Annotated in this window: 19 protein-coding genes and 1 pseudogene; 10 read left to right on the top strand and 10 right to left on the bottom strand. The window is 41.7% G+C overall.

Annotation, left to right across the window (positions count from 1 at the left end):
* Positions 1-213: 213 nt before the first annotated feature.
* The 4 genes from ACFFRD_RS21820 to ACFFRD_RS21805 form a co-directional block, all read right to left on the bottom strand.
* Positions 214-3,990 carry a tetratricopeptide repeat protein gene (locus ACFFRD_RS21820; RefSeq protein WP_392477392.1) on the bottom strand — a complete coding sequence of 1,259 codons (3,777 nt, stop codon included), beginning with the start codon at positions 3,988-3,990 and terminating at the stop codon, positions 214-216.
* A 210-nt stretch (positions 3,991-4,200) separates the two neighbouring features.
* Entirely contained in the window at positions 4,201-4,299 is a 99-nt protein-coding gene (locus ACFFRD_RS21815) for a type II toxin-antitoxin system RelE/ParE family toxin (RefSeq protein WP_392483137.1), read from the bottom strand.
* A gap of 57 nt (positions 4,300-4,356) precedes the next feature.
* Positions 4,357-4,464, bottom strand: a complete 108-nt coding sequence (locus ACFFRD_RS21810; protein ID WP_392477391.1) for a type II toxin-antitoxin system RelE/ParE family toxin — start codon at positions 4,462-4,464, stop codon at positions 4,357-4,359.
* 749 nt (positions 4,465-5,213) lie between these two features.
* Positions 5,214-5,873: a phytochelatin synthase family protein gene (locus tag ACFFRD_RS21805; protein WP_179074795.1), complete on the bottom strand. Its 660-nt coding sequence runs from the start codon at positions 5,871-5,873 to the stop codon at positions 5,214-5,216.
* 155 nt (positions 5,874-6,028) lie between these two features.
* Between ACFFRD_RS21805 and ACFFRD_RS21800 the strand changes: the two genes are divergently transcribed.
* The 5 genes from ACFFRD_RS21800 to ACFFRD_RS21780 all read left to right on the top strand — a co-directional run bounded on the left by ACFFRD_RS21800 (position 6,029) and on the right by ACFFRD_RS21780 (position 9,256).
* On the top strand, positions 6,029-6,319 hold the full coding sequence (locus ACFFRD_RS21800; RefSeq protein ID WP_392477389.1) for a hypothetical protein: 291 nt from the start codon (positions 6,029-6,031) through the stop codon (positions 6,317-6,319).
* 146 nt (positions 6,320-6,465) lie between these two features.
* A complete protein-coding gene (locus ACFFRD_RS21795) occupies positions 6,466-6,861 on the top strand; it encodes a hypothetical protein (protein WP_179074793.1) in 396 nt (131 codons plus the stop codon).
* Positions 6,862-6,966: 105 nt separating this feature from the next.
* Positions 6,967-7,725 carry an ATP-binding cassette domain-containing protein gene (locus tag ACFFRD_RS21790; protein ID WP_179074792.1) on the top strand — a complete coding sequence of 253 codons (759 nt, stop codon included), beginning with the start codon at positions 6,967-6,969 and terminating at the stop codon, positions 7,723-7,725.
* The gene (locus ACFFRD_RS21785; protein ID WP_392477387.1) at positions 7,722-8,354 is read left to right on the top strand and encodes an ABC transporter permease; all 633 of its coding nucleotides are present in this window, start codon (positions 7,722-7,724) and stop codon (positions 8,352-8,354) included. The genes ACFFRD_RS21790 and ACFFRD_RS21785 overlap by 4 nt, the downstream gene beginning before the upstream one ends.
* Complete coding sequence (locus tag ACFFRD_RS21780; protein WP_392477385.1) at positions 8,354-9,256, top strand: glycine betaine ABC transporter substrate-binding protein; 903 nt, start codon at positions 8,354-8,356, stop codon at positions 9,254-9,256. The genes ACFFRD_RS21785 and ACFFRD_RS21780 overlap by 1 nt, the downstream gene beginning before the upstream one ends.
* 142 nt (positions 9,257-9,398) lie before the next feature.
* On the opposite strand, the gene ACFFRD_RS21775 is transcribed toward ACFFRD_RS21780, so the two are convergent.
* Both ACFFRD_RS21775 and ACFFRD_RS21770 read right to left on the bottom strand, forming a co-directional pair.
* Entirely contained in the window at positions 9,399-10,028 is a 630-nt protein-coding gene (locus ACFFRD_RS21775) for a Uma2 family endonuclease (protein WP_392477382.1), read from the bottom strand.
* A gap of 114 nt (positions 10,029-10,142) precedes the next feature.
* Positions 10,143-10,874 carry a phytochelatin synthase family protein gene (locus ACFFRD_RS21770; RefSeq protein ID WP_392477381.1) on the bottom strand — a complete coding sequence of 244 codons (732 nt, stop codon included), beginning with the start codon at positions 10,872-10,874 and terminating at the stop codon, positions 10,143-10,145.
* Between the two features lie 441 nt (positions 10,875-11,315).
* Here ACFFRD_RS21770 and ggt point away from each other — a divergent pair, with 441 nt between their 5' ends.
* Complete coding sequence (gene ggt / locus ACFFRD_RS21765; RefSeq protein ID WP_392483136.1) at positions 11,316-13,115, top strand: gamma-glutamyltransferase; 1,800 nt, start codon at positions 11,316-11,318, stop codon at positions 13,113-13,115.
* Positions 13,116-13,184: 69 nt separating this feature from the next.
* Here the strand turns inward: ggt and ACFFRD_RS21760 are convergent, their stop codons facing one another.
* Both ACFFRD_RS21760 and ACFFRD_RS21755 read right to left on the bottom strand, forming a co-directional pair.
* Positions 13,185-13,448 carry a hypothetical protein gene (locus tag ACFFRD_RS21760; protein WP_012409208.1) on the bottom strand — a complete coding sequence of 88 codons (264 nt, stop codon included), beginning with the start codon at positions 13,446-13,448 and terminating at the stop codon, positions 13,185-13,187.
* A gap of 542 nt (positions 13,449-13,990) precedes the next feature.
* Positions 13,991-14,617, bottom strand: coding sequence for a DUF1802 family protein (locus ACFFRD_RS21755; RefSeq protein WP_392477379.1), 627 nt, complete (start codon positions 14,615-14,617; stop codon positions 13,991-13,993).
* A 98-nt stretch (positions 14,618-14,715) separates the two neighbouring features.
* Between ACFFRD_RS21755 and ACFFRD_RS21750 the strand changes: the two are divergent.
* From ACFFRD_RS21750 to ACFFRD_RS21735, 4 genes and pseudogenes are all read left to right on the top strand, one after another.
* Positions 14,716-14,937 (top strand): annotated as a pseudogene (locus ACFFRD_RS21750) (hypothetical protein); the annotation flags it as partial.
* A 1,103-nt stretch (positions 14,938-16,040) separates the two neighbouring features.
* Positions 16,041-16,754, top strand: coding sequence for a hypothetical protein (locus tag ACFFRD_RS21745; protein ID WP_392477378.1), 714 nt, complete (start codon positions 16,041-16,043; stop codon positions 16,752-16,754).
* Between the two features lie 262 nt (positions 16,755-17,016).
* Complete coding sequence (locus ACFFRD_RS21740) at positions 17,017-19,740, top strand: CHAT domain-containing protein (protein WP_392477376.1); 2,724 nt, start codon at positions 17,017-17,019, stop codon at positions 19,738-19,740.
* Positions 19,741-21,112: 1,372 nt separating this feature from the next.
* A complete protein-coding gene (locus tag ACFFRD_RS21735) occupies positions 21,113-21,862 on the top strand; it encodes a hypothetical protein (RefSeq protein WP_258551451.1) in 750 nt (249 codons plus the stop codon).
* Between the two features lie 21 nt (positions 21,863-21,883).
* Here the strand turns inward: ACFFRD_RS21735 and ACFFRD_RS21730 are convergent, their stop codons facing one another.
* Both ACFFRD_RS21730 and ACFFRD_RS21725 read right to left on the bottom strand, forming a co-directional pair.
* Positions 21,884-22,933: a molybdopterin-dependent oxidoreductase gene (locus ACFFRD_RS21730; protein ID WP_392477373.1), complete on the bottom strand. Its 1,050-nt coding sequence runs from the start codon at positions 22,931-22,933 to the stop codon at positions 21,884-21,886.
* 161 nt (positions 22,934-23,094) lie between these two features.
* Positions 23,095-23,373, bottom strand: coding sequence for a hypothetical protein (locus tag ACFFRD_RS21725; protein WP_392477371.1), 279 nt, complete (start codon positions 23,371-23,373; stop codon positions 23,095-23,097).
* Positions 23,374-23,440: the final 67 nt, after the last annotated feature.

The following is a 23,440-nucleotide window of genomic DNA, read 5'->3' as shown; positions in this document are numbered from 1 at the left end:
AATACGTTTCGGTTAGTATGTTTGGCTCTTGGAGATCCCCCCAACCCCCCTAAAAAAGGCTTGCTCTTCCTCCTAATCTATTTACCCCCTTTTTAAGGGGGTCGCCGTAGGCGGGGGGATCTCAACCGAACTGTATTGCTTTATGAAGAACTCAGAGAGTAACTGCTTGCGCGTCTATGGAGTTCGTTACTCATTCGTGCGAGGAGTTTAATATCACTCTCCCAACAACGCCTCAAGGGATTGAGGGTCAGCAATACCCTGCAGGATAGCGTAGATAATCATAGAATCTTCCAAATCTAACTGCTCGCACAGTATATCCTCATCTCGCTCGCCGGCTAAGATGCGACGAATGGCAGCGATGAGATTAACCCAGCCATTTTTCACTATATTTTCCAGCAATCCTTCTAACTGTTCCCTGATTTCTGCATTATCCATAGCAGCTACCACCCCTACAATCAACGGCTCATATTTCCGCAACTCATACTGTGTCCCCGCAAACGCCGCTTTTGCTTGCCTTGCTTGGTGACGATATTCTTTAACTTGGGTGCTGTCGCCCTGCTTGTCGGCAATTTTTGCCAAGATGTTATATGTTTTCCAAATCTCAGCCGCAGCCGGGTCTAAGTTTTTTTTGATAGTTAATGCTTCTTCTGCCAATTGTCGGGCTTCGCTGAGGCGGTGGGGTTGATTTTGTAGTAGGCTAGCGAGGTTACTTAATGTTTGAGATACACTTGCTTGGTTTTCTAATTGTTGATATTGCTCTAAAGCCTTGCGAAGCCAAGCCTCTGCCTCTCCCAGGTTGCCAACAGAGTGATTGAGGTTGCCTAATTGTTGCCAAGTACTTGCTGCACCTGCCAAATTTCCTAAAGATTCTTCAATCTGTGCTGATTTTCGGTAGGCATCTTCCGCAGCGTCCCACTGCTTGCCTTCTTCGTACACCATACCCAGTTGATGCCAAGCCGTGGCTTCTTTTGCTGGTTCGTTGAGTTTATGGAAAGTAGTCAGTACTTCTAGGTAACGCTGTTCTGCTTCTTGGAGGTTGCCTTGTCGCAAGTCTAGTGTGCCGAGTTGAAAATTTGATACCGCAGCCCCACTAAGGCCTCCAACTTCTGTGTAAATAGCTAATCCTGCTTCATAAGCAATGCGTGCCTCACCATAATTCCCCATCTCCGTCAGCACATCTGCCAATTCAGTCTGCAACGTTCCCATCAGTTTCTTCACATTATCAGACTGTTCCAACTGTTGCGCTACTGCCAACCCCTGGCGGTAGATTTGTGCTGCTTGTGCTGTTTGTCTTTGAAACCTCAAGCACCGCCCCAGCCTACCCAAAGTAATACAGAGGTTATAACTTGGTTGCTCACCCAACTCTGCCAGTATCTCCCTAAATACCTGCGCTGCTTCTTGATAGCGACCAGCATTGTACAATTGCTCGCCTGAACTTTTACGGCTGAGATACCATGTGTCGGAACCGACTTCCCCAGTCAACTGAGCAATCCGTTGATTTAGTCTAGTGCGATCGCGGTTAAGTCCAAAGTAGCCGAGAAATCTGTTTACATTGTCAACAAAGTCTACTGCCGATTCTGCGCCTGCATTCAACGCGCCATCAACTGCATAAAGTAAATTCGGTAATTCCCATTGAGCAATGGCACGAACTCCATGAGGACTTTTGCTATCTGTAATGTACAAATAGGTAGAAAGTTGATAATAACACTGTTGATAACGGGCAAGCAGTTCTGTCTGTGCTTCTGGGGATAAACGCGGCCACAAGGCAGGGGCTAGGGTGGGGTGAAATTTGACAAAAAGCTGATCAACTTGAATTAATCCAGTGGCTTCTAATACTGGGCGCAGAGTTTGCCACTGTGGCTCAGAAATTTCTGTAATTTCCAGCAAGTTCATTTCTAATGCCCCGCCCTGAAACACGCCTAAACGAGGCAACAACTGCATTGCTTCAGCATCCAACCGTTCCAAAGATAAATTCAACGATGCCAATAGGGGATTATCTGGTGTTTGGGCAATCAACGTTTCTAAACTTTTTCCCAAATCTGCCGGACGACGGGTTTTCAACTGTCTCGCCAACAAACCAATCGACAGGGGATGAAACTTCACCTGTTCAAATAATCTCAACAACACCTCGCGTTTAGGTAGGTCAAAGTTTGGTGTTGGCGGCAGTTTAATCAAACTCTGGAAATACGCGAGGGCATCTTCTTGTCCTAAACCTCCCAAAGGTAAGGAGATATGTTTGAGGCTGCCTTCTGTGGGGTAATCAGGATGGTGAAAATCTGGTGTGCGAGTGGTGAGTAACACCCGACATTCCCCAACCTCAGACCACTGTTTTGTCACGTTTAACAGTTCCCGTAGAGGTTCTGGGGGCAAGGTTTCTAAGTTATCTAAAATTAGCAATGTGGCTTGGTTACGCAACACCTGAGTTGCTGCTGTGGCATTAATTAAACTCTGCTCTAACACTGTCGCCAGGGTGCTAACTGCCCAGCCTACAGCATCCACACCCTGAAAGGCAGCATAATCAACAAAACAGACTTTCTTAAACATCCCCGTGCGGTGTAACCAGCGTCCTGCTTCTTGGACAAGGTAGGTTTTCCCCTGTCCGCCAAAACCCGATACTGTGAGGCGGCGCGTTTCCTGGAGGTCGTGCGTTCTTTGCACAAACAATCGTTCTATCTGCCACAATTCCCGGCTACGACCGAAAAATCCAGCTTCTTGTAAATCCGGCAAGTTTCCCCATTTTGACTCCTCACCGCTTTCTTGGTTTCCGCCTGTAAAGTCTTGCTTTAATAACGGCGTATCGCCAGCCGCTTGATACAGGGCAGGTAAAAACCAATCTTGCAATTTTAACTGCACTACTCGTTCCTGACCCCGTTGCCGTTCTCCCCGTTTCTGGTTGAGATACAAATCTCGCCGCGCATTATCTAATGCTTCACCCATACCTTTACCAGACACCAAACCCTGATAAAACTTGGCAAACAGTTGATGAGCAGTTGTCACTAATACCGAATAAGTCATTGCCAATACTGTGGGAATACCCACATCAGTTAACTTAGCGGCAACACAACCCACTGCATCCTCTCTATCTTCACCACCCATCGCCGCCGACTGACAGGCAGACAAGACAATTAGCCCTACCTTTTGCTGATTCAGGATATCACCTAAAGTTTCGGCAGTAATCAGGGCTTTTTTCCCCTCTTTATCCTCAAATAACAAATAACCTATATTGCCGCCGTTCCCATTCCCGCCTTTAGTTACTCCCACCGGGTCGCTATGTTTAGCTTGTTCTTGGAAACGCCCATCAAGATCAAATACCCCATGACCATCAAAATGTACAATATCAACAGGGGGTTTGCGCGAGTCTTCTAATCGTTCTACTAAATTATCTAATGTTGCTGGACGCAAAAACTCTACCTCAACTCGTCCAGCTGCTGCTTGTTGAATCGCGTCCAACACTGCCATTGCTTCACCACGGGGATCAATAAATCCCGCATCGCTGGGACGACTGACCACAAACAATAACCGCAAACGGTGTTTGACTGTCACTTCAGTTCGTTTGCGTCCACCCCCAACACCTGCTAAGCGGCGACGAATAGAAATGCGGGGATTTTCAAGAAACAAATAAGTACCTTGTGGGTCGCGTAACAATTCCCAAGGCAGCGATAAAATTGCTGGATGACTAGCGCTGATTGTTAATAAGCGTCCTGGTTGATTTTGATCTTGAAAATCATTAAATAGCCTTTGAGCAGTCCGATCCTGAAAAACAGCATTAAATAAATCTTTACCCCATTGCTGCAATTTTTCTGCTATCCTTTCTGCCCGTTGATCGTCTACATCCGTGGTGTAATCAGTCACATACTTTTCCAAGTACCAGCGAATCTCTTCTGTGTCTACTGCATTCAGTGGTGAGGCAAAATCTAGCCTATCAGTGTCTTGCTTGTCAAATTCTACAATGACTTGATTATTCTCTGGGAACCGCAGATTTAATTCCATAGCTGACCGTTTGGGATTTGTGTGTGGAAGCTTACTTGAGAGAATACAAGCTTTTTAGGGAGAATTTCGTAAAAATGCTAGGCTCGCATGTCCATTGAGCATATTTAAACTCAAGTATGATTCAATTAAGAGTTATCGGTCTTATCAGACGCGATAAATCGCGTCTCTACATAAGGCTTTTTGGTTTAACTGAACGGTATTGTATCTAAACTAGCTTTTTCTATAAACATCTTTTCGATGCTTGCACTGCAAAATTTGCACGAGTTGACTTTCATCATTAATCTCGTAACGAACTCTATAATCACCAATCCGAATACGATACTCGTTATCAGAACCTTTTAACTTGACAATTCCATCGAGACGTGGTTATGAAGCAAGATTTTGGATTTTTTCAATCACACGCTCAATAACATCATTTGGTAAGTTATCAATCTGCTTTTGTACAGACTTTGAAATAGCGATCGCATAACTCATTATCTCTGCTCTGAGCGATTAGCAAGATATTCATCTATAGTCACTGACTGACCATCGCTATACTCAGCGCGAACAGCTTCAATTTCTGTCAGTGTATCTGCATTGTCTTCGTACAACGCTTCTTCGGCTTCAAAAATTTGTTGCTCAATTAGTTCTTGAAGTTGACGTTTTTCTGTTAAATCAAGAGAAGATATTGCTTCTGCTAAAGTTTCTAAGGAGGTTGTAGTTTAACAATGGCTGGCATTTTTCTTCTTTTGGGTGTGTTTTATTCGCATTTTGACACCATTATGCTGATTTTAACAGTTATATTTTTGCCAAGCCCAAAGTCTTTAGGTTGTATTTCACGCTTGTGGGGTAAGCGCAGCAATTGGATTTGTCTAAACTGCGATCGCACTTCTACAACACCCTACTAACTATCTCTCATAACTGCGTAGTTTACCGCCGTAGGCATCGCCTACAAAAGTTCCTACGCAGCCATATTCATCATCAACAAGTTGCTTTGCGTCTATGCACCCCCAACAAACTGAGGCGGTTTCACAAAAAATTGAATTCGATTCCACTCAGCCTGACTAAAACAAGACTTAGGCAAAATCTCTCTCAAACTCTCATTTTTCCGTGTTGCGCCAGTTACTACCATGCGGAAACGCTTGAGAGCGTAGCTTGCTTCCCCGTAGGGGTACAAGCCGGGGAACCCCCCAACGCACTGGTCAGAAGTTATTTTAAAAATGGTTGGCTGTGATTCTAACTAATTATTCAGAATGGAGAGCGTTCAAGGCGATTTCTGATGGATGAACCACTCCGTTATCTTTTAAATTGGCTTTCTCCAGCCTGCGAAGCACGATCATGCCACGAGAGCGATTTGACGAGGAATCTTTATCTACGCAAGCGGCATATATACGTTGAATTGGGCATTTCCAAAACCGGGTATACCGTTTAGGATTAGTATCTGCAATAGTTATTTCTTGAGTTTTCGGGTCATAGTCTGCCAATAAGGAGAAGTGACCACCTTCTAAACTGGGATTTTCATGGGCAATACGGGTATTGAAGTTAAGAATGTGGACATCAGTTTCATCACAAACGGCGGCTTCAACTTCACGGGTGAATGCTTCGAGCGTCATACTCGGTTTATCAAAATGCTCTACCCGAATGGACACAGGTATTCCTTTTTTTTCAAGGTAAGTTCGACAGGTATCGTAGGTTTCTGCTAACGTCATGCCATCATCTAAAACCGATGCGATCGGCAGTTGGGTAGCATAAAAAATCTCATCAACAGTGGTCAGATATCCCAATGCGGTAAAGGCATAGGCAATTGCAGTGACATTACAACAGTAGATAGGTTGTTGAAACTGATGTAGTTGAATGATTTCCAAATCTCGTTTGGAAATTTGAGCTAAATTATCAAGATCCATTTTTCTGCCTTTTTTAGATTTAGATATATCGATTAAATCAGGATTTACAGCTTTTTTGAAAACCGTGCTTGTATTATCTAGGACTCGCCATTAAAGACGCAAGGACAGTTAAGACAGTTAAGCAAATTTTTGAGGCATCCATTAGACGCTTTGCTTTGCATGTACGTACTCTCCAACAAACTGAAGCGGTGTTCCTCGTGTTGGGAGCAGTGTTCCTCGTGCTGGGAGCGGTGTTCCTCGTGCCGGGAGCGGTGTTCCTCGTGGCAGGAACGGTGTTCCTCGTGCCGGGAGCGGTGTTCCTCATGCTGGGAGCGGTGTTCCTCGTGCCGGGAGTGGTCTTCCTCGTGCTGGGAGCGGTCTTCCTCGTGCCGGGAACGGTCTTCCTCGTGCTGGGAACGGTCTTCCTCGTGCTGGGAGCGGTCTTCCTCGTGTTGGGAGTGGTTTAAATTTTACCTTTTTATATTAATTAGGTACCGAAAAATTACTGGTATAACCTGAAAATTTTATAAGCAAAAACTGCGAGTTCTGCTGAACCGAAACGCAGTTTAATTAAGCCAAGCTAGCTTTAGCAGCATCTTAAAGGAGTAATTTTATGTCTCGTCAAAAACGCACATCCCGCATTTTAGAAAAAGCTCAGTTAAGATCCGCCGGACTGAAATCGATTGTTCCAAGCATCAAATTTGACGAAAATTATAATCTGGAAAAACTGATTGAGTCAATTGAGCAGTTACGCAACAAACTTGATGTTTATAATACTGCTCTGTCTGTGGTTGACTCTTCTAAAACTGAAATTGAAGAGATGGAAAAAAACTTGAGTCAGCTTTCTGAGAAAATGCTGATGGTGGTTGCAATCAAGTACGGCAAAGACAGCCGCGAATATGAGATGGCAGGTGGTGTTCGCAATAGCGATCGCATCCGCAAAATCAGATCAAGCCGCTTGAAAAATGTTGCAGACCAAGCATCAGATGAGAATGCTAAAACTGCATAGAGGGGCTTAAATCTGTTGTTTGACAAATTGGACGTTAGCACGCTAGCAAAATCAGCACATAATACATATAGTCAATAAAAGGCTAGCGTCCACCAAAAGCTACTAATGCCGCAAAATAACCAAACCGCCATTGAATTCCGCGATGTTACCTTTAGCCGCAATCATCGCCCCTTGGTGTCAAATCTCAACTTCAACATCCGCCAAGGAGAAGCACTAGTATTACTTGGGCGCAGTGGTAGCGGCAAAACCACCACAATGAAGTTAATTAATCGCCTATTCACACCTACACAAGGCGAAGTTTTATTTGATGGTATTCCCACAACTCAATGGGATGAAATTAAACTGCGGCGAAAAATTGGTTACGTCATTCAAGAAATTGGTTTATTTCCCCATTTTACAGTTGAACGCAATGTGGGTTTAGTCCCGGCTTTGGAAGGTTGGCAATCGAAACAAATAAAAACGCGGGTTTATGAATTGTTGCAATTAGTGGGTTTAGAACCAGCACAATTTGCAGGGCGTTACCCGCACGAACTTTCGGGAGGGCAAAGACAAAGAGTCGGGGTAGCCAGGGCTTTAGCAGCAGATCCACCTGTGTTGTTGATGGATGAACCCTTTGGCGCACTCGATCCGATTACGCGGTTAGAACTGCAACAAGAGTTTCGGCGTTTGCAGCAAGAGTTAGGGAAAACTGTTGTGTTTGTCACCCACGATATTCAAGAAGCCTTGGTTTTGGCATCGAGAATTGGTTTAATGTATGGCGGAGAATTGGTAGTATTGGGGACAACAGATGAATTTATGCGATCGCAACACCCAGAAAGCCTAGCCTTTCTTAAATGTCTGCGTTCCTTCCAAGACAATTTATGAAAAATTTCTTCCTTGTTAAGTATGCCCCAGAAATTCTTCAGCATACTCTAGAACACTTGTTTTTAGTAGGTATCGCTATTGGAATTGCCATATTTATAGGCATTCCTTTAGGTATTTTAATTACACGTAAAACTTATCTCCGCCAACCAATTCTCGGTATAGCGAATATTCTCCAAACTATTCCTAGTTTGGCGCTCTTTGGTTTACTCATCCCTGTTCCTATAATTGGTGGAATTGGGGCTGTACCAGCAATTGTTGCTCTGACTGTATATTCCTTGCTGCCGATAATTCGTAACACTTACACAGGGATTACTGGTGTAGATCCAGCAATTCGAGAGGCTGGGAGAGGTATGGGAATGACGGATAGACAATTGTTATTGCAAGTTGAGATTCCCTTGGCAATGGGGGTAATTTTAGCTGGTGTGCGAGTCGCAACGGTAATTGCTATAGGCATTGCAACCATTGCAGCTGCGATCGGGGCTGGTGGCTTGGGAGTCTTTATTTTTCGCGGTATATCAGTAGTTAACGATCAGTTAATTTTAGCTGGTGCAGTTCCGGCGGCGGTAATTGCATTACTAGCTGACTTTGCAATTGGCTGGTTGGAAAATAAATTAAAAATTAAAAATTAATGAAAAGATTTTTAGCATCGTGCTTTTTAACTTTTACTTTATTATTACTAATCGCTAGCTGTACACCAAATGTAAATAGTAGCAGCGATGGCAATATTATTGTTGCTTCCAAAGATTTTACTGAACAAGATATTTTAGGTGAATTTTTAGCACAGCAAATAGAGGCAACAACTAATTTAAAAGTATCTCGTCGTCCCCGTTTGGGTGGTTCTTTTGTTTGTCATAACGCGATTACTACTGGCAAGATTGATGCTTATATTGAGTACACAGGTACAGCTTTTACTGGAATCTTAAAGCAAAAAGCAGTTAATGATCCTAAAGAAGTTTATGAAAGATTAAAACAAGCGTACTCCCAGCAATTCAATTTGGAAGTGATGCCAAGCCTAGGTTTTGAAAATACTTTTGCGATGATTGTTCGGGGTGATGATGCCAAACGCTACAATATTCAAACTCTCTCAGAAGCTACTCAATATACACCTCAGTGGCGCGGTGGTTTTGGTTACGAGTTTTTAGAACGAGAAGATGGTTTTCCTGGATTAGCTAAAACTTACGATTTACGTTTTGCCAAATCTCCTCAAATCATGGACTTGGGTTTGATATATCGTGCTTTGATTCAAAAACAAGTAGATATGGTGGCGGGGAATTCTACTGATGGGCAGATTTCTCGGTTGGGTTTAGTTGTGTTAAAGGATGATAAACATTATTTTCCACCTTACGAGACTGTGCCAATTGTTCGGCAAGAAATATTAAAAAAATATCCCCAATTAAAAACAGCGATCGCTTCACTTGCTGGAAAGATTTCGGCAGATGAAATGCGGCAGTTAAACTATCTGGTTGAGGGTGAATTACGTGATATTAAAGATGTTGTCCAGGAGTTTCGCAAATCAAAGGGATTAAAATAATTCGTAATTCGTAATTAAGGGTTAGTGTAACGCACACTACTAGTCTGTCAGGTTTAAATTGTTCGTAGTAAGGACTTTAGTCTTTATCCTCTAAGCACTAAAGTGCTTACTAAAAACTTTTAAAACTACGTTATACATTGTACTAATGTTGTCCATGCAAAAAGTTCTTTAACCACCTAATGACTTCACTTGTTGATTGCTCATTGGCCATTTGGAGACATTGCTGCACAATTTCTCTGACGTTAGGAAAGTAGCTGCTTTCTGTAAGCACATAACTTTCTGTCTGTAATCTATAAATTAATAGGCGATTACTCTTTAATATCCAAACTTCTGGCACTCGATAAGGTAAGTAATCATTAATATCGGTGTAGCTTGTAACGTCTATTTCAATTGCTAAATCTGGTGGTGGATCTGACTCCCAATCAATTCTTTTTTTACCGACTACTGCTCTACAATTTTCAATGTAAAAGGAATAGTCTGGTTCAATACCACTAATTTCTGGCAAGCTCATGGTAATGGGCGTAAATGACTCATATATGCGGTTTAAATGATCCAGCAAAACCTTAGCAATATCTGCCAGCAAACTCGCATCTCTTCCGTGTTCTGGTAGCGGTGCCATTAGCAAAATTTCCCCAGGTCTATATTTAATGCGAGGCGAAGAGCGATCGCCTAGTTGCTGACTCAATACTTGATAGTCTTTCCAATCTCCCAAAAGCTTCAACACCGCGCCAGGTGGTAACTCGATTCTTTCTGGTGTAATTACGGTATTCATATTAGCTTACATTGTAAATATTGCCGTAGATGCGTTGGTGTAGCCTCTCGTAGAAAAGCAGCTTGTCGCCAGACATCGCATTACATGGAGGTTGAATCTAATGAACAAATTGTATCAAAGATTTTTGCTTACAAATAGAAAGCCACGGCTCTTTTTAGAAGCTGGATCATTTGTGAGCATTGCTTTCCATAAATCTGTTGTTTTTACCCACACTGGTGGATACTTGTAACGAGAAACATCCAGAATTAAAAATCTATCTGTTTGCTCATTATATGCTGCTACAGGGGAAATATGTCCTCCTTTTTCTTGACCTATCTCTTTGCGTAAATAGTTTATTAAAATAAAATTTTGCGGTTGTTTTAAATTTTCTGCCGCTTGTTTGCGGAACTGCTCTAAACTAGTATCGGTAGCGTGGTAAACATTAACTTTAACGCCATAGCTCGATAGTAATTTTCCTAACTCGTCTAAAGTCATACCTTGGCGAGACACAACTTCAGGAGTTAGTACTTTTTTGGTATTATCATTATTAAAAAAGTTTTCTTGAGTAAATACCCTATATGGTTTGTACTGTGCGGCTTCTGGTGCTGGAATCTGTAACCCATTCAGTACCATAACCATACTAGCAACACCACAATATGCCTGATTAGTTTGAGTGGTGAATTGCATACTCAGTGAAAAGAAGTCTTGATTTGACTTACTCTCAAATAATAATTTTTCACCTTCAGGTGTATTAAAACCTATTAAGTTAGAGGAAAGTGGTAATGTCTGAGAAAGAACGCTTCCACTAGAGATATATAATCCAATAGTTAAAGCTTTGAAAAATGTTTTACTTATTTTTCGCAACATAGTATTTATAATTAAGTACTATAAAATTTTTAAATCATATCATATTAATAATCTCACACTCAGATAGTAAGGGACTTCCGGTTAAAAAAATATCCCATCCCTGTGGGATGCTCCATGTTCACGTAAGTTAAATGGGTGGTTAGAAACCCGCATCTACAAGAGGCTTTACCCACCTCCGTGGGTTTCAAACACTCAATTTTTTTAGTCCGCGCAGGCGGACTACCCTGTGGGAAGGTGTAAAGCGTCTATGTTTGTGTAGCCGTGAATTCCATTCGCTGGGGCTTAAGTTGACACCTATGAATACCTTGCGCCCCAGTCGCTACATATATATATACAAATAATTTGGGATAATCTATTTTTTGCAAGTCCCTAAACAAGTATAAAATTTTAGGATAAATGGTAATAAAAATGCTTACTGTTGCTAAACCCAAGCAAGTTGCGATGCCTGCGGCGCACGTAGCCATCGCAATTTTTTCTTTCACCCTCGTTGTTTATAGCCAAGTTGCATCAGCCGCCTTAACTTTGCCCCTACGCAGCAAAAAGGGAATGGTGGTTTCAGCGCATCCTCTAGCAAGTGAAGCGGGAATTTTAATGTTACGCAAAGGTGGTAATGCAGTAGATGCAGCTGTAGCCACAACTTTTGCAATCTCTGTAGTTGAGCCTTTTTCCGCAGGCATCGGCGGCGGCGGCTTTTTGCTGATGCACTCTGAGAAAACTGGCGACATGAAAGCTTTAGATTTTCGGGAACGCGCACCCTTGAAAGCTACAAGAAATATGTATTTAGATGCAAAAAGAAAGGTGCGTCCCAATGCAAGTATTAATGGTTATTTGGCAGTAGCGACACCAGGAACGGTGGCGGGACTTTATGAAGTGCATCGTCGCTATGGTAAACTTTCTTGGCAAGAGGTAATAAAACCTGCGATCGCACTCGCTAAAGATGGTTTTATTATTAGTGATGTAGTAACTTGGCGTTCTCTGCAAGCAAAAGATCCCCGCAAGGAAGTAATTCTCAACAACCTAGCAGCGCGAGAAATTTTCACTCACAACGGCGAATTTTATCAACCAGGGGAGAAACTGGTGCAGCGTGATTTGGCACGCACTTTAACAGCAGTTGCCCAAAATCCCCAAAGTTTTTACACCGGAAGTATTGCTCGTGCGATCGCTTCTGATATGGTAAAAAATGGTGGTTTAATTACTCTAGAAGACCTGAAAGCCTACAAACCAATTTGGCGGACTCCTATTTGTGGCAATTTCCGCAAAGCTAAAGTTTGCTCAATGCCACCCCCATCATCGGGAGGCGTTCACCTATTGCAGATTTTAAATATTATTGGTGACACTGATTTAAAATCTTTGGGATGGCATCATCCTGACGCTATCCACTTAATGGTAGAGGCAATGAGAATTGCTTACGCCGATCGTTCAGAATATTTAGGCGATCCTGATTTTGTCAAAGTTCCTGTACAAGAACTACTCAGTCCAGCTTACGCCAAAGAACGCCGTCAAGAAATTAATATGCAAGTGGCTAGACCCTCGACCAAGGTCAAGCCAGTAGATAGAAAAACACTACAACGTTTTAGTCAGGCTAATAATCGGAGTTTAGGAGAAAATACCATTCCTTTATCTCATCAGTCTCTTAAACTGCACGCGACGCGGTATGAATCCACTGAAACCAGCCATCTTACTGTTGTAGATGAAGAACGCAACGCTGTAAGTCTAACTTTCACCATTAACCTCAGTTTTGGTGCTGGTGTAGTGACACCGGGAACTGGAATTATCCTCAACAATGAGATGGATGATTTTGCTGCTGCGCCAGGAGTGCCTAACGCCTTTGGTTTAGTTGGTAACGATGCCAACAGCATTGCACCCCGCAAAACTCCCCTATCCAGCATGACTCCCACAATTGTCACAGAAAATGGTCATTTTCGGATGGCAGCAGGTGCGCCTGGTGGTAGCACTATCATCACTCAGGTTTTGCAAGTCATCCTAAATGTGCTGGAATACAACATGGATGTTGGCGCAGCTGTTTCTGTTCCACGCATACATCATCAATGGCTTCCAGATGAGTTGCGTGTAGAACCTTGGGGTTTGGATGCTCTGACTCTGCAAGAATTACGCCGTCGGGGGCATAAAATTAAGGAAAGTACTCCTTGGGGTAATGGTAACGCGATCGCGGTTACATCTGATGGAACTCTAGAAGGCGCGGCAGATCCTCGCGGTGAAGGTTCCCCCAGAGGTCTATGAGCGAGTGAGGGACTGGCGAGACACAGAGATGCACAGAATAATAAATGACTAATGACAAATGATCAATAACTATTGATTTTGGATTGTTGACTCTACGTAGCTACTGCTGCCAAACTCATTGGCGCGTGCGCTAGGTACTAGTGTCCAACCTGCTTTGAGAAGTTTTTGATAAGTTGCCCAACCTTTAGAACCACCTGGTATTTGATAATCTGGGACTGTGAAATGTCCAAAAGCCGTGTAGGGTCGCCAAGGCTGATTGGGTTCTGTCTGCAAATACAAGATTTTCTCGCCGTCGCCACCAGACTTAGATAACCAGCACATTTGTCGATGCATTGCAAACTCCTTTGCTTTTAGCTAACAACTAACGCATAATATCAGACTTTTGTCAAGTTAATTCTCACCCTTGTGAGCTATTTTTGGACAGGCAGATAAACAGATTTGCCTCACCTTATGTATTAGGGTGAGATTTTTCTAATGTTATCCGCGTTTTTTGCGATCGTGTGTAACAATAACTACTGTTTTCAGCGTGGGTTAGGAATTTGCAATCTGCTCTATTTTTAACAAACAGAAGTCAGGAGCCAAAATTCAGTTCTAAACTCTGGCTCCTGATTACGTTGAAGGAGTGTGGGGGGTGTGGGAGGTGTGGGGAGTGTGGGAGGTGTGGGGAGTGTGGGAGGATGGGGAAGAAATCTGATTGCGCACACTCCGCACACTCCCCTTGGGATTAGCGGATAGTGTAGCGTGCGATCGCTGTAGAAAAACTCTAAATAGTTGGTGGACGGGTTTTTTTGCGATCAAAGCCCAATTCGATCGGGTTTTCCAAATACCATAGCCTTCTCGTAAATTGAAAAACCTAGCAGCAATACAACCGAGGTTTAGCCAAAGGTCGAGTTGTGATTGAGCATATCAATCTTTCTGGCCATTTTGTCGCCGACAATACCGCGAATTGTCTGTACTAATTGGGTGTATGCAAAGTCAGACAAAGCTGGCGTTGTTTCTTGCAAGTTAAATGATTGATCTAAATCAATCCATGATTTGCAACCGCCGTATTTAGGGTAATAAGGAATTTCTTGCTCTTGGGTTAGGTTATATGTCCGCAGGAGGAGAATATAAAGGGGCTGACGTGGTTTCCATTTAAGGCGATCGCTAATAAAATGCTCGTTCCAAATATGGAACGGAAGCAAGGCGTTGACAAGAAATTCGTCACTAACTGGCAAAATATCTGTAATTTCAGCCCAACTGCCGATGCGAACTGTCTCTGGATGCCAACCTGATGTTACTGGATAAACACAATTAGCATACTCAGGTTTGAGCATGAAAGCTTGTTGATGTTCATAAGTAGGGTAAAGCAAAATTTGCTTGTGGGCAACTTGGAAATGTCCATTTCGTTCATGAATACCCCCTTTGCGAAGCAACATAATTGTTTTGCCACCCTCCAAGGCATTTACGGCGACAGCCCATTCTTTGAGAGCATGAAAAGTTGTAGTCAATTCCATCAGCATCTACTGTAACTCTGATTTAATTCAAGCTAAGACCGATAAAGTGTGAAACTGTCCAAGGGAATGAATTAGAAAGCAGTTATAAACAAGCGATCGCTACCAACCCAGCAGATAATCGTGCTAAAAATAAACTGTTTCAATGCGAAAACTTTGAACATGCTCAATAAGCGCTACAAAAATTACGTCCCATAGCTCTTATTTATAATTGTACCCTTGCTCAGTTAGCTTTGCCGTGGCTAATTGCCCAACCCCAAATTAATGCTATTGCAAGGGCACATTATCCCCAACAAGCACTAGTACCGCAAGGCGGAATTAAAAATTAAAAGTGACGCTCGCAGACTCGCTAACGCTGCGCTAAAAAAATTAAAAATGAATACAGCATAAGGGTTTCGTTGATTTGGAATGATCGGTTTATTTCCGCCGTATTGTACTAGACAACGCATTAGCCGCCCAAATTAAGCTTTATCCTGGTCAATTGGTAAAAATTGAGGCAATTAGACGTATCTCTAGCAATTGTCTGGATTATAGTCAAATTATGTGCAATTGATGACAATGAAGTTTGATTATCTATGCTTAACTCTCGAAGATCCCCTCAAATATCTTAAAAAGACAGTCAGGGATCAAATATCTGGAGCTAGATTGCAAAATCTAACAAAACATCAACTTTAGTAAACTAAGAGTTGCAACTTAGAAACTGAAGTGATAACTTAAATAGTAGGACACCAAACAAAATAAAACCAAAACAAAAGGGCAAATGACTTAGTGTCCCCTGTCATCAACCCAAGCAAACTTCAGCATATCAAGATCACAAAAGTGGTAAAAGCCTGATGTAAAAGGTAAAGCCAAATCCCAAAGCGGAAAAACGCAAGAATGCTGAGTTTGTTAGTTGTCTAGTCCACCCTAGTTATTAACCTTCAATTACTTAATTAGTTTAACAATTTGAAATCTGTGAACTCGATAAAACCTGGTCAATCCTGATCAGGTTTTTGGTATTTTATTGTGATATACTTTTCCGGTACGGCAGATAGTACAGGAATTGACGCTTAAAGAGATAGTTGGGAAACTAAAGTCTTTTTAACAAAAGTCAGTTAATGTGCCCAATAAATATCAAACCTTTTGTTGGGTTACTTTATTTATTTTGTATATAAAAAAAGCCTACTAATATGGGCTTTTTTTTAAGAATATAAGAGGATGTTTAAAAAGTCCTCTTGTTCAGTTGCAAAATGTTTTAGATCCCCCTAAATCCCCCTTAAAAAGGGGGACTTTGATTCTGGTTCCCTCCTTTTTAAGGGGGGGATAGAGGGGATCAATAAGTACCTAAAATCACAGCTAACTACTTTTCAAACAACCTCTAAACTCAAATTAACTAAGTAATTTCCAAGCAGCGAATAAAATAGAATAGTAATGTATCGTATTAAAAAAATTGATGAAATATAATAGACTTTTCAATAAAATTACTACAGCTATTATTATCACGCTCCTTTCTTTTTCTTGTAAATCTTCTGTTAGTACAAAAGCGGAACAGGCACAGGCAACAGATAAATCGAAATCCGATCCGAATCTTGTCTATGGAGATTTAATTATTAAAGAACAATCAGATTATATAATGATTCCCGTTGTTCTTCCAGAGCAGAATGAAGATAAAAAAACTGATTTAAGCCTTTCACGTTCTTATGAAAGAAATAACCAATTGTCTAACATCATCTTTTATCGAAAGCAAGATGGTGAATCTCATATTTTATTAAATAAAAAAGCCATTATCGCCTCCTTTGATTTATTAGAGGTAAAAGCTGTAGAGAAGCCGCCTACAAGAGTTTGGTTTTATAAAATCCTTGAACAAGACACAAACATAGATACAAAGCTCAACAGCGACGATGCTACTGTTGGTTATCTTTCTGATTTATCAGGTAAGAATCTCCAGCAAATTACCCCAAACAATACTCAAATCATCAATTGGGTTGTTGTTCCAAGTCAAAATGCAATTTTTATAAAAATTATCAAAGACTCAGATAATGATAAAAAATTTACAGGAAAAGATAAAACTAATTTTATTAGGGTTAACTTAGATAAACCTGCTATGGGATCTGAGATTATTAGTAATCAAATAGAGCAAGAAATTAAGTCATCCGTTCTTAAGTGATTAGATTTATTGCATTGAATTGGACCCCGCTACGCTAATACCTCTCTACAAGGGTTCTGGACAACGCATATTTAATTTATGGAGACATCTAATTATGTAGAATCAGTGAAAATGCAGTTTAGATAGTAAAACCTTATCCAAGCCATGATAAATAAGATTGTGGAAGCTCAGGCATGAGTAATGGATGTGAATGGTAACATTACTGTGGTAGCCCAAACTACAGTAAATCCTGTGCGTTCCTGGTTATCAATTACCTCCTGTCATGGTTATGACTAAAACAACTAGGATTTTTGGCGCGAATTCTGTAAAAGTTAAAAGACAGAAGCAGCCAGGGCGTTGGCATAAAACCACACTGGCTCACTTTTTACGTTTGCCTTTGTACTTCCTGATAGCTTTGCTATGCATCTTGGGTTCACCCGTGCTAGCAAAAATTCCTGGCTCAATTAATTCCTCATCTCAATTACAGATTAACAATTTGCCATCGCTGGCTGTAGTTAATGACCCAGGTTCGCTACTAGAACAGGGAAAATTTTTATACAATTCTGGTAACTTTGCCAAAGCAGTAGAAGTATTACAACAGACTGTCCAAGCATATAAGCAGCAAGGAGAAAGCCTCAGACAGGCAGCGACACTGAGTAATCTTTCCCTAGCTTACCAACAACTTGGTTTATGGAGTCAAGCACAGCAGGCAATTACAGAGAGCTTAAACTTGCTCAAAGGACAAGATGAAAACCAAAATCTTCAAATCTTAGCCCAATCACTGGATATTCAAGGTCGTCTTCAACTGAGAATGGGACAAGCCGAGGCAGCTTTAGCGACTTGGCAGCAGACAGAAGAAATTTACAGGCGAGCAGATAATCAAAGTGGTGTGGTGCGATCGCTAATCAATCAATCACAGGCGTGGCGAACCCAAGGATTTTACCCCCGCGCTGTCAAAACACTGGATCGGGTAAGTCAGACGTTAAAATCTCAACCAGATGCGATAGAAAAGACAGTGAGTTTGCGATCGCTCGGTGATGCTCTTTTAGTCGTGGGCGATTTGGAAAAGTCACGTCTGGCGCTAGAAGAAAGTCTGAAGATTGCTCAAAATCTGCAATCAAGCGCAGATATTGCAGCCAGTCTGTTCAGCCTGGGGAATAATGCCCGTAAACAAAAAAACAACCTACTGGCGATCGCCTATTATCAAAAAACAGTTGCAGCATCTCCCCCACCTTTAATAAAAGTCCAAGCCCAACTCAATCACCTGAGCCTACTGATTCAAGATCAACAATGGGCAATGGTTCAAACTCTCTTACCATTGATTGAATCCGAACTGGCTAAACTCCCTCCTAGCCGTGCTAGCATTTACGCTCACGTTAACTTTTCCCAAAGTTTGGCAAAAGTCAAGGGTGGTATATTGCAAGCATCTAGTCAGCATTACTACTCAGGATTCAGCACCAAAGAATCAGCAGTATTACTCGCCAGCGCCATTGAACAATCCCGCAGTTTAGGGGACAAGCGGGCAGAAGCTTACTCACTAAAGAGTTTAGGCAGCTTGTATGAAGAAACCGGACAATTGTCATACGCGCAAGAGCTTACCCGGCAAGGATTAGCTTTAGCACAGAGTAGCAATGCACCAGAAATTACCTACACCTTAGAGTGGCAGTTAGGTAGATTACTGCGGGCAGAAAAAGATATGAATGGTGCGATCGCAGCCTATGATGCTGCTGTAGACACGCTCCAATCCCTTCGCAGAGATTTAGTAGTCAATAAAGACGTAGTTAACCAGGATGTACAATTCAACTTTCGGGACAGCGTAGAACCCATCTACCGAGAATCAGTAGAGTTACTGCTAAAATCCCAAGAAGGAAAACCAGATGAAAAAATATTGGAGAAAGCACGCCAACGCATTGAAGCACTCCAACTAGCAGAATTGGACGACTTCTTTCGAGAAGCTTGCCTACAAGGACAGAGAGTAGCCCTCGATCAAATGGTGGATAAAGATAATCCTACGGCTGCTATCCTTTATCCAATTATTCTTCCTGACGAACTTCAGGTAATTGTCAAAATTCCCAAACAACCCCTGCAAAGCTACACTACTCAGATTTCTCATACAAAAGTAGAGAAATTGTTAGTAGAACTGCGAAAAAATCTTGTCAACCCCACCGCTACTAAAGCCATCCAAACCCAGGCGCATGAAGTTTACAACTGGCTGCTTCAACCCATTGAGTCAAAATTGCAAAACAGTGGGGTAGATACCCTAGTGTTTGTCCTGGATGGTCCCTTACGCAATTTACCAATGGCAGCTTTATATGATGGTAAGCAATACTTGGTAGAGAAATATGCAATTGCTCTGAGCGTGGGTTTGCAACTCCTCGATCCTAAACCACTGGTAAAACAGCAGCTAAGAGCGCTAACCGCAGGACTGACTCAGCCACCACCAGGTTTTTCTAAGTTTGCTCCGTTGCTTGCGATCAAATCTGAATTCGACGGCATTGCCAAAGCAGGAGTCTCGATAACTAGCCTACTAGATGGAGATTTTAAGAAAAAGAATTTAGAGGGTGAAATTAATGCTGCTTCATTCAACATAGTGCATTTAGCAACCCACGGTCAGTTTAGTTCCCGCCTTGAAGACACTTTTATTTTGGATTTCGATGGTCAGATCAATGTCAAAGATTTTGATACTCTTTTTCGCAGTCAGGGCAAAACTATAGTAGAGTTACTCGTTTTGAGTGCTTGCCAGACAGCAACCGGAGACAGCCGTGCAGCACTGGGTCTTGCAGGAGCAGCTGTCCGGGCTGGCGCACGCAGTACCATCGCCTCACTGTGGCAGATTGATGATGAATCCACGGCAATGTTTGTTACTGCCTTCTATCGAGAACTCAAGAGTGGCAAAATCACCAAAGCCGAAGCTGTCCACCGTGCCCAGCTACAACTGTTACAACACCCTAACTACAAAGCACCAAGCTTTTGGTCTGCCTATGTGTTGATTGGCAATTGGTTGTAATTTAGGCACTTTTGGCTCATATAGAGCATGGGAATAGCTGATTAAAGGCTGCTGACTCCAGTAGGGGCGCAAGGTCTTGCGCCCCTACCCCAACGCAGGGATGGGATGTTTTTTATATCATGTCTGGTTAATTAGTCATGATTATCTTTCCCCCTGCCCCCTGTGGACTTTATGATAAGTCTTTAAACGGACATGATATTACTGAAAGTCCCCAAACAAAAATAAAAACACATCATATCTAAACCTCGTCTACCTTGAGAACCGTAGTTTTCCCGGATTTCTCACGATACTGTAGGCAGGGGAGTGTGGGGAGTGTAGGAAGTGTGCGGGGTCAGATTTCTTCCCCATCCTCCCACACCTCCCACACCTCCCACACTCCTTGATTTCTCACAAGTGAGAAATCAAGGTTGGGTGCAGCGATCGCGTAACTCAACATAAATAAGGTGGTAATTTTGGGTTGCGTTTCACTCCACCCAACCTACATGAATATATCTTTTAAAAAACTCTAGGTTTCAACATAGATGAAGTTTAAAAAATGATTGGTCAATTCACTAATCAAATTGTTGTGGTGACAGGAGCAAATAGCGTATTAGAAAAATGCTGCTGATACATTAATGGCACATGATTTACTGACTTATCTCAAAAGCTCATGAAGGTATGAAAAATACTACAACTTTTGCAAGTAGCTATCACATTAGCTCAAAAATAAGGGAATTTTAATAATTATCTGTTGCAATATGCCATCGCATACATTTATTATTGTCACAATCACCTAATTCACCACAGAAATATATTTATACTGTGAAACTTGCCATACGATTATACTGGTGATTACAGCATTACTGACATTCTTTTTTTTACAGATATTTAAAGTAAATTTATATACTTAAAACTTTACAGTAATAATTTCCATCTTTACTTCAATAAATCCAGCTATAAAAACATTCTCTTAAAATTAACTACTGACATTGCAGCAGTTTTGAATAATAAAATTCAAAGAAAGAATTTATTTAAGTCGTAATCTTACGGTTTTTAATGACTAATATTTAAAGTTACGATCTTACCCAAGGTGGTAAAAGCAACAGTACATTTATATGTACTTTATTGCGCCATCGAAAAATAGTTTAGCTTGAGTTTTTGTTAGCTCTTTACACAAATGTGAGAAGAGTTATCAGAACATTTTCTGCCATAGTTTATGAGGTAAGTTGTTTATTTTGATAGCGATTACAATCGCTGTGGCAGCATCTTAAGCTAACAAACTTTCTGACTTTCTCAATAAGTACTCTCTCAGGCTTTTGCCTGTGAAGTGCTATGGCTGACTGGATAACCAAGTCGGTTACAAACCCATTTGTCTATCGTTAGGAAAATGAAAATGAAAATGAAATCAATTCTTGAGTTGATTGAGCAGAAGAACCAGGAATATGCCAAGTTACCGTTCTTTGAGTATATGAAAGACGAGTCCATTGATCCACGCCAGAGACTGGCATTTGCACCTGTAATTGCTCCACTGGCACTGGAGTTCAGTGAGTTATGCAAACGAGTTCTTAGAGATGAACCAACGACTAATTATATTCAAGAGATGGTAAATCTGCACACGCACGAAGAACATTTTCACTGGCAATGGTTACTAGAAGACATGGAGAAGATGGGGATTGACTATCCTATGCGGTTTAGTGATGCCGTGCGATTCCTTTGGAGCGATCATACCAAGGTTTCCCGTTCGATGTTTCCTATCTTTGAGCGGTATACTCGGGGAGCAGATCCTATCATCAGATTGGTTGCCATTGAGGTATCCGAGGTGACGGCGAATGTTTTTTTCCGTTCAACCATGTCTGCGGCCTTACAACTGCAAGAAATGACTCAAACAGAGTTCCGTTACTTTGGTATGCGTCATAACCATATAGAAAATACCCACACTCTTCATACTCCCTCTTCTTTGCAAATCATGAAAGAAATTGAGGTGTCAGAAGAAATTCGTCAACAAGCACTTGAATTGATTGATGTGGCGTTTGTGTATTTTACAGACTTGATCAATGAGTTTTTGGTTTATATTAAGACTCATTCTTATCAAGAACCCTTTTCTAAAGTGTACGAACCAGAGCGATCGCTAACATCTCCCTAAGCTATCTGTTAAATTTTCTATTCATTCGGCGACGGTAAAAGAGTCAAAGCCTTTTATCGTCGTTTCTTTAACAGTGACAGCTACTGTATAAATAGCATTGCGCTCTTGCTGAATTGGTTGAATTACTCCATCATAGTCAGTGGCTCGGCTCATTAAGCTATATTGTCCTGGCGTTGGTGGAGTCCATTGAAACGTGAATCGTTGCCAAGCATATTGCAACCGTGATTCAACTTCAGCAGCTTGCCAGGTGATACCACCATCTGTACTAACATCCACCGACTGGATACCCTTGGATGCCCAGGCCCAGCCCGAAAGTGTTTGAGGTTGAAGGTATAATACTTTATTTTGGGAAGGATGAACAATTACAGACTCCGGTGCAACTTCCCAAACGGGTTTTAAAGTCGCATCATCGCCTCCAACTCGATCGTTATAGAAAGTTGTTGTAAAGGGCCCTGGCGATCGCTGATCTGTGACATAAATATGTGAGAGCCACTTGACAAAGTTCGTGCCATAGTAGCCTGGAACCACCAGCCGCAAAGGAAAACCCCGCTCTGCTGACAGAAACTCACCGTTCAGCTTGTACGCCAGCAGTACATCATTATCCAATGCTTTTTCGATAGGAATATCTTTTATATATGAATCGCTAGCAACTCCCTCATAAACACCGCGATCAGTTCCGACAAACCAGACATAACGGGCTTCAGGTTTTACTTGCAATTGATTAAGAATTGCTCTGAGCGAAACTCCACCCCATGTAACATTACTAATGAGTCTTGTCGGAACCTTGGGTTGAAGCGGATTGCCTGAACATTCGTGGAAAACTGTTAATTCACGATACTCCAGACTCAGCAAATTCTGATATGACAACTCAAGATTTTGCTCTACTAATCCCGAAATTTTCAACTTCCATTGCTCAATGTCAATGGCTGGGATTCCTAGATGGCTGAGAACGAATAGATGGTTTTCAGGAGTAATAAAAGACTGGAGATCGTGAACACCCAGTGGAAACTTTGCAATCATTCCTACATAGCTCATGCTCTGATCTTCTAAAGTTTGATCGAACTCATTCATTTAAGCAACCTGCCATTAACGATTTTTCAAACATTTTTTATCGAAACAGAATTCAGGAGTCAGGAGCCAGAATTCAGGAAAGGTATTTTGTGCGACACAACGAATAGCGGTAGTTGAGCGTAGCCGAAACTCGTCAACATAGGTATTTTTTTCATCAGAAATCACCTTAATACCCCCACTAAATCTGCATATTTAGTGGTGCAACAATTCAGTGGCGAGTCTGAATCCCCCACTGATAGCGCAGCGTCTTGTAGAGAGGAACGAGCGTCTTCATTCTGACTTCTGAATTCTTCTTCAAAATAGTACTTATATAAAAATACACGCAGTAGACGCAAAGCGGCTACTCTGCAAGAATGCCAAAGGCGAACCCACAGAGTATTGTAGCTACCTGAACCGTATTGAACTATACCGGGTTGAGCTAAATCAACCGAATTTCTCAATTTTTTACCTTCAGAAAATTACATCATGAATTGTGATACTTCGAGTTAATTAGGGAAAACTGAACTC

Source organism: Nostoc sp. C110 (genome assembly GCF_043099725.1).
In the GTDB taxonomy this organism is placed as follows: Bacteria; Cyanobacteriota; Cyanobacteriia; order Cyanobacteriales; family Nostocaceae; genus Nostoc; species Nostoc muscorum_A.
This window is presented reverse-complemented; position numbering and strand designations above follow the sequence as displayed.